Origin of the sequence: Terrabacter sp. Soil810 (assembly GCF_001429645.1) — a bacterium.
In the GTDB taxonomy this organism is placed as follows: Bacteria; Actinomycetota; Actinomycetes; order Actinomycetales; family Dermatophilaceae; genus Terrabacter.
Genome location: NZ_LMSW01000013.1, coordinates 232,249 through 244,752, shown reverse-complemented (window position 1 = coordinate 244,752; position 12,504 = coordinate 232,249). Strand labels below are relative to the sequence as shown.

Sequence of the window (12,504 nt, the reverse complement as noted above, 5' to 3'; positions counted from 1 at the left end):
GGAGCTTGCGGTTGAAGGCGTCGACGGAGGCGTACATGCGCTGGATCTCGTCATCGGACGGCATGGCGTCGCCGACGGTGTGGTGGACGGAGAGGAAGTACTGGGTCATCTCGGTGCTCCTGGTCGATGGTCGGCTGTGCTGCGGTCGGGTGCCGGTGTGGCTCCCGTTCACCCGCACGTCGAACGGCCCGATGCCGTCTCGACACCGTTCGACGAGGGAGATCCAGGCCGGGGGAGCGCTCAGCCGACGGGCAGGCGCTCGCGGAGGAACTCGGTCGTCGTCGCCCATGCGAGGGCCGAGGACGCCGGGTCGTGCCATGGCATGTCGTCGTTGTCGAACGCGTGGTCGGCGCCGGCATAGGTCTCGAAGACGGTGCCCGGCTGCTCGGTCACGCTCGCCTCGATGCGGCGCACCGTCTCGGTGTCGATGAACGAGTCGGCGAGGCCGAAGTGGTGCAGGCTCGGCGCGGTCACCGTCATGAGGTCGTGCAGGCCCGGGAGGGCCGAACCGTAGTAGCTGACGAGCGCGTCGATCGGCGCCGAGCCGTCGGACTCGAGGTGGGCGGCGACGTTGAAGCCGAGCCCGCCGCCGAAGCAGAAGCCGACCGCACCGACACCGGCGGTGACCTCGTCGCGGTCGCGGAGCCACTCGACGGTCGCGGCGGCGTCCGTCACGGCGGCCTGCCAGTCGAGGCGCTGCACGAGGCCCATGCCCTGCTGGAGGGCGTCCTCGCCCTCGACGGCCGAGGTGACGCCGAGCCGCCAGAAGATCTCGGGCGCGACGACGACGTAGCCCTGCTCGGCGAGCTGGGCGGCGCGGCGCCGGATGTAGTCGCTGACACCGAAGATCTCCTGCAGCACGACGATCCCCGGGCCATGTCCGGCTGGGGGGAGCCAGAGGTGCGCGGGCATCTCGCCGGTATCGGTCGGAATGGTCACGGCATCGTCCATGCGGCCCAGTATGTACGTCGGCCGGCACGACTCAACGAAGCGCGCGGAGCTGCTCCAGTCTGGCCTCGTACACGTGCACCCGCTTGGTGAGCGTGTCGAGCTCGTGCTGATGCTGGCGCAGTACCGCGACGAGGCCCAGGACGACGACGACCAGCCCCGCCCCTGCGCCCCAGAGGGTGAGGAACCCGGTGGCGCCGGTGCCGGTGCCGGTGCCGTGCCCGGTGGCGAGCATGCCGATCATCGCTCCGAGGAGCAGCGCGGCGAGCGTGCCCAGGCCGGCCAGGCGGCGCGAGGCGGTGCGGTCAGACGCCGCGAGGGCGTCGCGCGCCACCGCGAGCTCCTCCCGCGCGACCGCGCGGTCGAGGAACGTCGCGGCGGGGAAGCGGTGGACCTGGCGACCCTCACCGAGACCGAAGCGACGCCGGTGGTCGGTGGGCGCGTCGACGAGAGGGGACAGGTGGGCGGGGCCGGGGAACGGCATCGCGGGCAGGGCGGTCATGGTGGTGCCTCCGGGGTTCGGGGTGATGTGGGTGAAGGCGCCCGGGCCACGGGCGGATGGGCGGGTTCGGGATGGGGCGAGACCGGACGAGGTACCGGCGAGGTGCCCACTCGAACGACTGCTTGCCTCGAGTGGGCACCTCGCGTCGGTCGGTCGTCCTCAGTCGTCCGAGCCGGCGTGCAGCCGGGCGCCGAGGGCGTAGGCGGCGACGACGAGGGCCGACGCGGCCAGGACGATGTCCTTGAGGACGTACTGGCCCATCAGCGTCGGGCCGTGCGGGAAGAGCTCGGCCGTGAAGAGCGCGAGCGGCGACATGATCCCGATGAGGGCTCCGCCGAGGACGACGATGCCGACGCGCAGGAACTTGCCGGTGACGAGCGTCAGGCCGATGACCGTCTCGGTGACGGCGGTGAGCAGCACCGCGGTGTGGCCCGAGACGAGGCCGAGGGTCAGACGGTCGATCGTCGCCGAGGCGATGGCCTCGGCCGGGCTGAGGCCCGGGACGAACTTGATGACGCCGAAGCCGAGGAAGACCAGCCCGAGGCTGATCCGCAGGGCCTGGAGGCTGTAGGCCACGAGGAACGCCTGGAGGCGGTCGACGGCCGAGACGGCCACACCCGTGACGGTCCCCCGGAGGGAGCCGAGGCGGGTGGACGGGATGGATCGGTGGGGCCCGGACTCGCCGGGCCGGTCGAGGACGTACTGCGACATGGTGGTTGCTCCTTGAAGTCGAAACTGTCGAGACCTCAGATGGAGCAGGGCCGCCGGAAGATACGCCGCGCCGCCGGGTTGAGTCGATCTACCTAGACCAAACAGGACCCGACGCGGGCAAATCGGACCCGATCGTCGATGACATCAATTCGATTGACATGGAAGCGGATTCCCGACCACCTGTACTTTTCTCCACCCCCGGAGGGTCACGAACGTCATGGTCCCGGGCCCCTGACGACCCCTACCGTGGTCGCGTGACCACGATCCGCAGCCGCGTCGAGCGGCGCCTCGCCCCTCGCCACACGGCATACGTCGTGCTCGGCGGTGTCGTCGGTGCCCTGGCGGCGCCGGTCATGTGGACGCTCGCGAGCCTCGCGACGGGACTGCTCGTCGTCGTCGTCGGGGTCGCGTTCGTCGGGCTGCTGCTCCTGGCGTCGGAGGGTCTGAGCCGCTGGCACCGGGCCCGCGCCGCCGCGCTCCTCGGCGTCGTCGTCGACGCGCCAGCGAGCGGGGCCGAGCCGGGCTGGCGCGGCTGGCTGGCCCGGTTGGGCCGGGCGACGACCTGGCGACAGCTGGCCTACCACGCGTTCGTGGGACCCACCCTGCTCGCGGCCTCTGCCGGGCTCGTGGCGTTCTGCTGGGGCGGTGGCCTCGTGCTCGTGACCTCCCCGCTGTGGTCGCGGATCAGCCCCGAGGTGGTCGCGCTGCCCGGCGGCCTCCTCCAGGGTGTCGGCCGCATCTGGGTGTCGACCGCCGTCGGCCTCGGCCTCCTCGCCATCGCCCCACGAGCCGCTCGCTGGCTCTCCGCGCTCGACATCGCGATCCTGCGGCCGATGCTCGGCCAGACCCGGGGCGAGCAGCTGTCGCCGCGGGTGACCGCCCTCGAGCAGACGCGCGCCGGGGTCATCGACGCCGCCGACGCCGAACGTCGCCGCATCGAGCGCGACCTCCACGACGGAGCCCAGCAGCGCCTCACCTCCCTCGCGCTCAACCTCGGCATGGCTCGCTCCGCGCTGGCCCCTGACGCGCCGCCCGCGACGCGACGGGCCATCGAGGAGGCGCACGACGAGGCCAAGCAGGCGCTCGCCGAGCTGCGCGGCTTCGTCCGCGGCCTGCACCCGGCAGTCCTCGACGAGCGGGGGCTCGACGCAGCGCTCTCGGGGATCGTGGCCCGCTCGCCGGTGCCGACGAGCCTGCACGTCCTCCTCGCCCAGCGTCCCCCGCGGACCCTCGAGGCCGTCGCCTACTTCGTCGTGTCGGAGGCCCTGACCAACGTCGCCAGGCACTCGGGAGCCACGAGGGCCGCGGTCCGGGTCACCTCGGACGCACACCGTCTCGTCGTCGAGGTCAGCGACGACGGCCGGGGTGGTGCCACGACCGGCGCCGGATCCGGACTCACCGGACTGACCAACCGGGTGGCGTCCGTCGACGGCACCCTCACCGTGACCAGCCCGGTCGGCGGTCCCACCGTGCTCAGGGCGGAGATGCCGTGCGTGTCGTGATCGCCGAGGACTCGATCCTCCTGCGGGACGGGCTGATCCGCCTGCTCGCAGCCAACGGCATCGAGGTCGTCGAGGCCGTCGGCGACGCCGAGGCCGCGCTCGTCGCCGTCGAGCGGCACCAGCCCGACCTCGCCCTGCTCGACGTGCGGATGCCGCCGAGCCACACCGACGAAGGGCTGCGCGCCGCGCTCGTCATCCGCGCCCAGTGGCCCGACGTGGCCCTGCTCATCCTCAGCCAGTACGTCGAGGAGCGGTATGCCGCCGACCTCCTCGCCAGCACCACCTCGGCCGTCGGCTACCTCCTCAAGGACCGCGTCGCCGACGTCGACGAGTTCGTCGACTCACTGCGCCGGGTCGCCGACGGTGGCACCGCGCTCGACCCCGAGGTCGTGGCGCAGCTGCTGCTCCGCCGCGACAAGAGCCCGCTCCAGCGCCTCACCGACCGTGAGCGCGAGACGCTCTCGCTCATGGCCGAGGGCCGCTCCAACACCGGCATCGCCCGGGCCCTGCACGTCAGCGAGAGCGCGATCGCCAAGCACGTCAACGCCATCTTCACCAAGCTCGACATGCCGACGACGGCCGGTGACCATCGCCGCGTCCTGGCCGTTCTCCAGTACCTCTCGGAATAGGGGACCCACCCATGTCCATGCACGACCCCACTCCCACCTCCGTCCCCGACGACCGCGTCCACGGTGACGCGGTGCCCGGCGCCGAGCCCTACGGCGACTCCTGGCTGCGGCCCACCCTGACGACCGAGCCGGTCGAGGGGACGACCCCCGGGGCGCGCGGTGCGGGCGAGCACCCGACCACGCCTGCCCCGTCGGCACGCGCGGGGTGGCTGGTCGCCGGGCTCGGCGCGACGCTCGTGCTGGCGAGCGTCGCGGGCGTCACGACATGGGGCGCGGCCACCGGCGGGCTCTGGCGCAGCGCCGACGAGCAGCAGACCTACCACCAGGACGTGAGCGAGCTGACCTTCGCGGGCGGGTCGAGCGACGTCGAGGTCCGCGGTGGCGCCCCGTCGGGGACCGTCCACGTCGAGCGCCACCTCAGCTGGGGGCCCGGCGCGTCTCAGCCGGCGCCGAAGGAGACGTGGGCCGGTGGCAACCTGACCATCGACGCCGGGTGCGACGGCGCGTTCCTGTCGTCGTGCTCGATCGACTACGTCGTCACCGTCCCCGACGCGACGACCGTGACGGTGCGCAACGGCTCCGGCGACATCAGCGTGAGCGGGGCACTCGGTGGCGTCAGCCTCGACGCCGGCTCGGGTGACGTCGAGGGCTCGGACCTCGCGGCCTCGACGCTCACGGCCAAGACCGGCAGCGGCGACATCGACCTCGCGCTCGCGACGGCGGCCTCGCCCGTGTCGATCAGCGCGGGCTCTGGGGACGTCGCGGTGCGCCTGCCGCAGCACACCGTCTATGCCGTGAACACCGAGACGGGGTCCGGTGACACAGAGGTCAGCGTCCCGACCAACCCGGACAGCACGTCCACCCTGCGGATCCGGACCGGCTCTGGCGACATCGCCGTCGACTACCGCTGACCGGCCCGCAGCCCCGCACCCCGGCACACGATGAAGCCGTATGCCGCCGAGGGGGTTCGGCGGCATACGGCCCTGGGAGGTGCCGGCTCAGGTGGGGTTGCCGGCTGGGGTGTCCTCGTCGAAGGCGGCGTGCTTGTCGTCGGGCACGCCAGAGGCGGTGGGGGTGGGAGGAGCCGCCTTGTCGTGGTGCTCGACGAGCTTGTCGATGCCCTTGTCGACCGAGGCACGGACCTTGGTCACGGTGTCGGCGTGCTTGCCGCTGGTCCTCTCGTCGATCTTGGCCTCGGCCTTGTCGAGGGCCCCGTCGACCTTGCCACGGTTCTCGTGGGCGTAGCCGGCGGCGACCGACATCACGGCCTTGGCCATCTCGACGACTGCGTCGCCGAAGTCCTTGGCCTTCTCCTGCAGGTGGACCTCGTCCGCCTTGTTCTTCAGCTGCTCACCGAATGACACGGTGTCTCCTCGTCTCGCACTGGCCGACCCACGTCGGCTCACTGCATCCACACTCATACCCGACGGTGGTCCGCCGCAACCGGGGTCGACCCCGAGATCGACCCCGATCGACCCTGATTGCCCGGGCCGTGGGCGGCATGTCCGACATGTCCCGGGACGTGCCGTCGCCACTGTCTCGTCGGTCACGTCGGCGCTTCTGTGACCGGGGGAACTGCGCTCCCGGCACGCCGGGCGGAGACTTGAGGAGCAGGCGGACTGCCTGCCCCACAACTGAACTGGAGTGATCACCATGAAGCGACTCGACGGACGCGTGGCACTGGTGACGGGCGCGGCGAGCGGCATCGGCAAGGCCACGGCGCGGCGTCTCGCCGACGAGGGCGCAGCGGTCCTGCTGACCGACGTCAACGAGGCCCTCGGGGCCACGACGACCGACGAGATCCGGTCCTCGGGAGGCACGGTCGACTTCTTCCGGCACGACGTCACGAGCGAGGCCGACTGGGAGGCCGCCGTCGCCAAGGCGGTCGAGGAGTTCGGCGCGCTCGACGTGCTCGTCAACAACGCCGGCATGGGCGACCTGCTGCCCATCGAGGACACGAGCCTCGCCGACTGGGAGCGCACCATCGCCATCGACCAGACCGGCGTCTTCCTCGGCATGAAGACGGCGGCCGACCAGCTCAAGGCCTCGGGCCACGGCGCGGTCGTCAACATCAGCTCGATCTTCGGCACGAGCGGCGGCTTCGGCACCTCGCCCGCCTACCACGCGGCGAAGGGCGCGGTGCGGACGCTGACGAAGAACGTCGCGCTGCACTGGGCGACCGAGGGCGTGCGGGTCAACTCGATCCACCCGGGCTTCGTCGACACCCCGATCCTCGACGGCGCGCGGGGGACCCCCTTCGAGCAGGCCATGATCGACCTGACCCCGATGGGTCGCCTCGGGCAGCCCGACGAGATCGCGGCCGGCGTCGCCTACCTCGTGAGCGACGACGCGGCGTTCGTCACCGGCCTCGAGCTCTACATCGACGGCGGCTACATGGCCCGCTGACCGATGGCCCGCTAGCGTCCGCGGGCGCTCGACCAGGCCCAGTCGAGCGCCGTCCGGTGCCGGGCCCACGACGGGTCGCCCACCGACGGCGCCTGGGGGTCACCGTCGACGGCGGCGCCGTCCGGCGCGCCGTCGCCCGCCCGCGTCGTCGCGAGCGACCGGGACACCGCGTCGGAGACCCCGAGCCGTCCCCCCGGGGGCTCGCCGAGCACGTCGGCCGCGTCACGCTCGGCGACCATGTCGTGCCCGAGGCTCGGGATGAGCGACTCCACGGTGCCGCTCGGGACGTCGACGAGGGCGCCCGCCACGCGGGCGACCGCCTCGACGGGCGCGAGCCATACGGGGACCTGCACGCGCAGCAGGCAGGCGCGGGCGGCATACGTCCGGAGGAGGGAGACGTAACTGAGGCGGTCGGGGCCGACGACGTCGAGGTGTCCCGTCACGTCGGGCCGCTCGACCGCCTCGGCGAGGAACCACACCGCGTCCGCGACGGCGACCGGCTGGATGACCGAGCTACCCATCCACGCCGGCACCGTCTGCACGACCCCGAGCCGGGTGGACATCTGGCGCATCACCTCGAAGCTCGTCGAGCCGGCCCCGACGACCATCGACGCGCGCAGCGTCAGCACCGGGCAGTCCGCCGTCGCGAGGATCTCCTCCACCTCGAGCCGCGACAGCAGGTGGTCCGAGAGCTCGTCGGCGGGCAGGTCGGGCACGATCCCCGAGAAGTAGACGAGGCGGCCCGCGCCCACGACGCCCGTGGCATACGCGACGTTGTCGGCGGCCTGCCGGTCGCGCTGCATGAAGTCGTCGGAGTCGAGACCGTGCACGAGGTAGCAGATCGCGTCGACGCCCTCGAGGGCCTCGACGACGCGGTCCTCGTCGTGGACGTCGACGCGCCGCCACGCGACGTCAGCCGACCACGGGTACGCCGTCGCCGGGCTCCGGTGGTGGGTCGCCACGACGTCGTGGCCGCGACGGAGCAGCTCGGGCACGAGGCGTGAGCCGACGTAGCCGCTCGCGCCGACGACGGCGACCCTCATCGGCGCTTGCGCTCGCGCCGGTCGCGCCGGAGGGAGCCGAAGAGGTCGGTGGCCGAGCGGACGAGGTCGAGCGAGCTATCGTCGTCGGCCTCGGCCTCGGCGTCCGGGACGGGGCCGGACACGGACATGCACGTGAGGAACCGCTCGATGAGGGGGTCGGACGCGCGCTGGACGAGGCCGGTGCCGAAGTCCATCGGGAAGCCGAGGAAGACGAGGTCGGTCACGAGGTGCGCCCGGGTGCGGTCGCCGTCCCGGTCGTCGTCGCCGTCCGCGTCGACGGGGTGCAGCGTGAGCGTGATGTCGATGGTCGCCCTGCCGAGACCGTGCCGCTCCTGGCCCGAGGCCGTCAGGCGCGCGCGACCGGCGTCCTCGTCGCGCTCGACCATCGAGCCGGTGCCGTCGAAGTACATCGACAGCGGCCCGAGCTTGGCCTTGATCTCACCGACGAAGTCGTCGCCGTCGACCTCGGTGACCTTCGCGCCCGGGAAGCACCGGCCGATCCGGCGCAGGTCCATGAAGTGCGCCCAGACCACGTCGCGCGGTGCGTCGAGCTCCTGCTCGTGCCCGAGTCTCATCGCGTGTCCTCCCGTCGGCCGCGCCGCCCGGTGGGTGGCCGGCGGCGCTTCGTCCACCGTGGCATACCCGTACGGCCCGCGGCAGAGGCGGCCCGGTCCAGGGCGTGGGCCGGTGGCCCCTCAGTCGCCGGCGCCGGAGGGCAGCAGCTCCCAGTAGAGGCCGTCGCCCCAGCCGCCGTCGGTGACCCGGTCCACGGCGTGCTCCCGACCGAACTCCACGAAGCCGACCGACCGGAGCACGGCGTTGCTCGCCGCGTTGTCGGCCGCCGTCTCGGCGACGAGGCGGCGCAGGCCGAGACCGCCCTCGCTCGTCGGGGCCAGGGCGTGGGCGACGGCGAGCCGGGCGGCCTCCTTGGCGGCGCCGCGACCGCGGGCGCTGGGGAAGAACTGGTAGCCCAGCTCGGCCGTGTCGGTGATGGCCCCGCCGCGGCTGAAGACGGTGACGCCGCCGAGGGCGCGGTCGGTGTCGAGGTCGGCGACGCACCAGTCGATGGCCGTGCCCTCGGACATCCGCTCCTGCCGGGTGAGCAGCCAGGCCGGGAAGGTCTCGCGGCGCAGGACCGACCGGGACGGCATCCAGTGCACGGGGTCGTCGCGCAGCTCGATGGCGTCGACGTCCTCGGGCCGCCAGGGGCGCAGCCGGACCCGGTCGCCCTGGGTCGGCGTCGCGGCGAACCACGGCGTCTGCGCCGTGAGCGGGTCGCCCGGGGTGATGCTGCCGGTCCACGTGTCGAGCGCCTCGGAGCCGCCCTCGGGGTCCGGGTGGCTGGCCGGGATGGTGCCGTGGAAGGTGAAGCCCGCGGCCCACGCGGCTCGTCGCGAGCCCCAGTTGCCGACGACCGCCCGCCAGTGCACGCGACGGACCGGGACGCCCCAGACCGGTGTCGCGAAGGCGTGGTCGACGACGAGCCGGACGGCGCGCGACATCAGGCCCCGGCCACGCGCATCCGGGTGCAGCCCGAAGCCGAGCTCACCGACGGAGGCTGCGGCGCCGGGTCGCAGGTCGATGGTGCCGGCGTAGCGGGCCGCACCCGTCTCGTCGGTCCACTCGATCGCCCACGAGCGCCTGGCGCCGGCCTCGCCCCAGGCGGCGAGGTTGCCCTCGACGAAGGTCACGGCGTCCTCGGCGGAATAGGGCCGGGGCACCGTCGTCCACCGCAGGCTCTCGGGGTCGGTGCTCTGTTCGACGATCGCCTCGGCGTCGTCGACGGAGTGGGCGCGCAGCGTCACGACGCCGTCGGTCAGGGGGTGAACGGCGGGCGGCTGGGAGGCATCGGTCACGGCGTCAGCCTGCCAGCCGGCATACGGCCCCGTCACGACGATTCCGGGTGCCGGCGCGGTAGCGCAGACCTCCAGGGACGTGCCCGGGAACGAGAGAGGACCGGGAGCCGGCGTGCCGGCTCCCGGTCCAAAGGCCCGCTTCCCCTCCACAGGCTGCGTACCGGCCTCTACCGTACCCAATGGGTCGTCCGGACGAACACGCGTTGCGGGCCGCCCTGGACGACGCAACTCGGGGGAGGATGCGTGGGGAGCCGACCGGCTCCCGACGCGAGGAAGGGTTGCCGTGGTGACAGGGGTCGAGGGGGGCGCGCCATGCCCGGCGCTCTCGGAGCGACGACAGGCCGGTGGTGGGGCGGAAGTCTCCCCCTGGCCTCGACTCCCGCCCCGGCCCACCGGTGCCAGTCGTCACGATACGAAGGTCGTGGGCCGTGACGCGTCCCTGTTGCGCACGCGGGCGCCGCGCGCAACAGGGCTTCACGCCGGGGTGTCCTCGTGTTGAACGAGCAGGTGCAGTGGGTGCTGCGCAACGCCCGCCTCCAGGCCACCGACCCCGCCCTGCGCAGCGCGGCGGCGTTCGCCCACGGCGCGGGGCGGGCCGAGCCGGTGCACCGGTCCCAGGTCGGCCGCTGGGAGAACGGCCGCGTCGAGCTGACGCGGTCGCTCGTGCGCCGCTACGAGACCGTGCTCGACCTGCCCGACGGCCAGCTGCTCGCCGCCGTCGACCTCTTCTCGCGCTCCCACCAGCCCGTGCGCCCGGCCGCCACGCTCCCACCGCCGACCCCGCCCGACGTCGACGGCACCCTCGACCTGCTCGAGCGGGCGCTCGCCGACGAACGGATGAGCGGGCTCGACTGGGACCGGCTCTCCGACCACCTCGGCCGGATGCCCCACGCCATGGTGCGAGCCGGCGACTGGGAGGGACTGATCCGCCGGCTCCTCCAGGAGGTCAGCCTCGGGCTGGACCTCGACTACGTGCAGCGTGCCGAGGCCATGGCCCGCCTGGCCGGGCACCCCCGCAGCGCCGGCGTCGTCGCCGCGCTGGCCGCCGAGGTGGTGGGCCGGCCCGACGCGCAGTTCTACGTCGACACCCTGGGCCTGCTGCGCTTCATGGAGGCCCCGCGCGGCTTCTCCGTCCTCATCGGACAGCTGCGCGAGCCGACCAACGCCAGCTCGCTGCGGGCCTGCCTCAGCGTGCTGACGACGCTCGTGCGCGGCACCGGCCTCGACCCCGAGGCGCGTCTCGACGCCGTCCGGCTCGCGGTCCAGCACCTGCGCGACCCCTCGCACCCCTACCTCGTGCACCGCGGCGCCGCCAACCTCGTGCGCACGCTGGGGCCCGAGGGCCACCGCGTCGCGACGGGTCTCACGGCCGAGGACCGTCGGGCCGCGGCCTCGATCGTCCGCAACGGCCGGGCGATCACAACGCAGGCGATCCGCGAGGCCCACCTGCGGATCCGGGGCGAGCTCGAGGCGGCCGACGGGCACGCGGCCGCCCACGAGCCGATCCTCGGCGAGCTGCTGCAGACGGCGCTCGGCGAGACCAACGAGGAGGACCGGGCCTACGCGCTCGGCATCCTCATGCTCTCGCCGCAGAGCCGGATCATCGGCCGGGTCCACGCCGCGGCCTTCGCCGACGCCCTCGCGCGGCACGACCACGTCGCCGCGCACGAGAGCCTCACCGTGCTGACGTGGATGGGCCAGGCCGAGGACCTCGACCTCTTCGAGCGGGTCGCGCTGTCGCCCGCCTCGGCACCCGACGTCGCCAAGGAGGCCGGCTACGTCGTGGGCAACACGCTGGAGCCGGCCGGCCGGCGGCGGGAGGAGCGCGAGGAGGCCGTCGCCCGGCGGATCGCCGGGCTGGTCGCGACCGGCGGCGGCGAGCCCGACGCCCAGCTGCTCCGTGGCCTTGTCTACGCCCTCGGCATGCGAGGCCGCTACGACCTCGTGGCCGCCCTCGTCGACGCCCTGCCCGTGTCGGGGCGTGACCCGCTCGCGATGGCCGAGCAGGCCCGCGCCACGCTCGGCTGGTGGCTCGACGTGCCCGAGCACCTGCGGCCGGAGCGGTGACGGGGCGGGGTCGATAGGTTGGGGGCGTGCAGACGGACGAGGTGCTGACCCTCCTGAAGGGCGTGGCCGACGAGGTCATCAACCCGCGGTTCCGGGCGCTGGCGGCCGGCGAGATCCACGAGAAGCGTCCCGGCGACCTCGTGACCGACGCCGACCGCGAGGCCGAGGTGCTCATCACCGCCGCCCTGGTCGCCGCCTACCCCGACGCCGTCGTGCTCGGCGAGGAGACCTTCGCCGGAGACCCGGCGCTCATGCAGCGGTATGCCGCCGCGGACCACGCGTTCACGGTCGACCCCGTCGACGGCACGAAGAACTTCGTCCACGGCTCCAAGGACCACGCCGTCATGGTCGCCGAGACCGTGGCCGGGGAGGCCGTGCGGGCGTGGATCTGGCAGCCACAGCACGAGGTCGGCTTCGTCGCCGAGCGCGGAGCAGGAACCTGGCGCCACGACGCCGACGGGTCGCGTCGCCTCACGATCCCCGACCCACCCGCCGCGGGCCTCCGGGGCCGCACGTCACGCCGGAAGTGGATCGGCCAGGCGCTCCACGGCCTCGAGCCGATGACGCTGACGTGGGTCTCGTGCGGCATCGACTACCCCAAGCTCGTCGAGGGCGAGGCCGACTACATCCTCTACGCGTCCGCCGCTCCGTGGGACCACGTGCCCGGCTCGCTCCTGCTCGCCGAGGCCGGTGGTCTGCTCGGCACGACCGAGGGCGTCGTCTACTCACCCCGCGACACCGCGCCCCCGGGGCTCGTCGCCGCCGGCAGCCCCACGGCATACGACCACGTATGCCGTGCGCTCGCCTCGAGCGCCCACCTGCCCTGACCCGCCGCTGACG

The 12,504-nt window shown here is 73.4% G+C and carries 13 protein-coding genes; 6 read left to right on the top strand and 7 right to left on the bottom strand.

All coding sequences use genetic code 11. The features are described from left to right. Nucleotides 1–240 precede the first annotated feature (240 nt). The 3 genes from ASG96_RS17960 to ASG96_RS17950 form a co-directional block, all read right to left on the bottom strand. Entirely contained in the window at nucleotides 241–951 is a 711-nt protein-coding gene (locus ASG96_RS17960; protein WP_056750813.1) for a dienelactone hydrolase family protein, read from the bottom strand. Between the two features lie 31 nt (nucleotides 952–982). Then, the gene (locus ASG96_RS17955; protein WP_056750815.1) at nucleotides 983–1,450 is read right to left on the bottom strand and encodes a hypothetical protein; all 468 of its coding nucleotides are present in this window, start codon (nucleotides 1,448–1,450) and stop codon (nucleotides 983–985) included. 159 nt (nucleotides 1,451–1,609) lie between these two features. Beyond that, nucleotides 1,610–2,161 (bottom strand): DoxX family membrane protein, encoded by a 552-nt coding sequence (locus ASG96_RS17950; protein WP_056750818.1) that lies wholly within the window; start codon nucleotides 2,159–2,161, stop codon nucleotides 1,610–1,612. Between the two features lie 254 nt (nucleotides 2,162–2,415). Here ASG96_RS17950 and ASG96_RS17945 point away from each other — a divergent pair, with 254 nt between their 5' ends. From ASG96_RS17945 to ASG96_RS17935, 3 genes are read left to right on the top strand one after another with little or no spacing between them, the layout of a single operon-like run. Further along, entirely contained in the window at nucleotides 2,416–3,663 is a 1,248-nt protein-coding gene (locus tag ASG96_RS17945) for a sensor domain-containing protein (RefSeq protein ID WP_056750821.1), read from the top strand. Then, nucleotides 3,651–4,292 carry a response regulator transcription factor gene (locus ASG96_RS17940; protein ID WP_056750824.1) on the top strand — a complete coding sequence of 214 codons (642 nt, stop codon included), beginning with the start codon at nucleotides 3,651–3,653 and terminating at the stop codon, nucleotides 4,290–4,292. The genes ASG96_RS17945 and ASG96_RS17940 overlap by 13 nt, the downstream gene beginning before the upstream one ends. An 11-nt stretch (nucleotides 4,293–4,303) precedes the next feature. Continuing rightward, nucleotides 4,304–5,203, top strand: a complete 900-nt coding sequence (locus tag ASG96_RS17935; RefSeq protein ID WP_057588801.1) for a DUF4097 family beta strand repeat-containing protein — start codon at nucleotides 4,304–4,306, stop codon at nucleotides 5,201–5,203. Nucleotides 5,204–5,290: 87 nt separating this feature from the next. Here the strand turns inward: ASG96_RS17935 and ASG96_RS17930 are convergent, their stop codons facing one another. After that, nucleotides 5,291–5,656: an antitoxin gene (locus tag ASG96_RS17930; protein WP_057588800.1), complete on the bottom strand. Its 366-nt coding sequence runs from the start codon at nucleotides 5,654–5,656 to the stop codon at nucleotides 5,291–5,293. 289 nt (nucleotides 5,657–5,945) lie between these two features. Between ASG96_RS17930 and ASG96_RS17925 the strand changes: the two genes are divergently transcribed. Beyond that, the gene (locus ASG96_RS17925) at nucleotides 5,946–6,698 is read left to right on the top strand and encodes an SDR family NAD(P)-dependent oxidoreductase (protein WP_057588866.1); all 753 of its coding nucleotides are present in this window, start codon (nucleotides 5,946–5,948) and stop codon (nucleotides 6,696–6,698) included. A gap of 11 nt (nucleotides 6,699–6,709) precedes the next feature. Here ASG96_RS17925 and ASG96_RS17920 read toward each other — a convergent pair whose 3' ends face one another. From ASG96_RS17920 to ASG96_RS17910, 3 genes are all read right to left on the bottom strand, one after another. Continuing rightward, nucleotides 6,710–7,741 (bottom strand): NAD-dependent epimerase/dehydratase family protein, encoded by a 1,032-nt coding sequence (locus tag ASG96_RS17920; RefSeq protein WP_057588799.1) that lies wholly within the window; start codon nucleotides 7,739–7,741, stop codon nucleotides 6,710–6,712. Next, nucleotides 7,738–8,316, bottom strand: a complete 579-nt coding sequence (locus ASG96_RS17915; RefSeq protein ID WP_057588798.1) for an SRPBCC domain-containing protein — start codon at nucleotides 8,314–8,316, stop codon at nucleotides 7,738–7,740. Before ASG96_RS17915 ends, ASG96_RS17920 begins: the two co-directional genes overlap by 4 nt. 120 nt (nucleotides 8,317–8,436) lie before the next feature. Further along, nucleotides 8,437–9,597, bottom strand: a complete 1,161-nt coding sequence (locus tag ASG96_RS17910; protein WP_057588865.1) for a GNAT family N-acetyltransferase — start codon at nucleotides 9,595–9,597, stop codon at nucleotides 8,437–8,439. Between the two features lie 492 nt (nucleotides 9,598–10,089). Here ASG96_RS17910 and ASG96_RS17905 point away from each other — a divergent pair, with 492 nt between their 5' ends. Next, nucleotides 10,090–11,664, top strand: coding sequence for a helix-turn-helix transcriptional regulator (locus tag ASG96_RS17905; protein ID WP_157610984.1), 1,575 nt, complete (start codon nucleotides 10,090–10,092; stop codon nucleotides 11,662–11,664). A 26-nt stretch (nucleotides 11,665–11,690) separates the two neighbouring features. Further along, on the top strand, nucleotides 11,691–12,491 hold the full coding sequence (locus ASG96_RS17900) for an inositol monophosphatase family protein (protein ID WP_057588796.1): 801 nt from the start codon (nucleotides 11,691–11,693) through the stop codon (nucleotides 12,489–12,491). Nucleotides 12,492–12,504: the final 13 nt, after the last annotated feature.

Bases quoted from the DNA above. Each gene is read 5' to 3' on its own strand.
- ASG96_RS17960 (WP_056750813.1), bottom strand. From the start codon at position 951: ATGGACGATGCCGTGACCATTCCGACCGATACCGGCGAGATGCCCGCG.
- ASG96_RS17920 (WP_057588799.1), bottom strand. From the start codon at position 7,741: ATGAGGGTCGCCGTCGTCGGCGCGAGCGGCTACGTCGGCTCACGCCTC.
- ASG96_RS17935 (WP_057588801.1), top strand. From the start codon at position 4,304: ATGTCCATGCACGACCCCACTCCCACCTCCGTCCCCGACGACCGCGTC.
- ASG96_RS17955 (WP_056750815.1), bottom strand. From the start codon at position 1,450: ATGACCGCCCTGCCCGCGATGCCGTTCCCCGGCCCCGCCCACCTGTCC.
- ASG96_RS17915 (WP_057588798.1), bottom strand. From the start codon at position 8,316: ATGAGACTCGGGCACGAGCAGGAGCTCGACGCACCGCGCGACGTGGTC.
- ASG96_RS17925 (WP_057588866.1), top strand. From the start codon at position 5,946: ATGAAGCGACTCGACGGACGCGTGGCACTGGTGACGGGCGCGGCGAGC.
- ASG96_RS17950 (WP_056750818.1), bottom strand. From the start codon at position 2,161: ATGTCGCAGTACGTCCTCGACCGGCCCGGCGAGTCCGGGCCCCACCGA.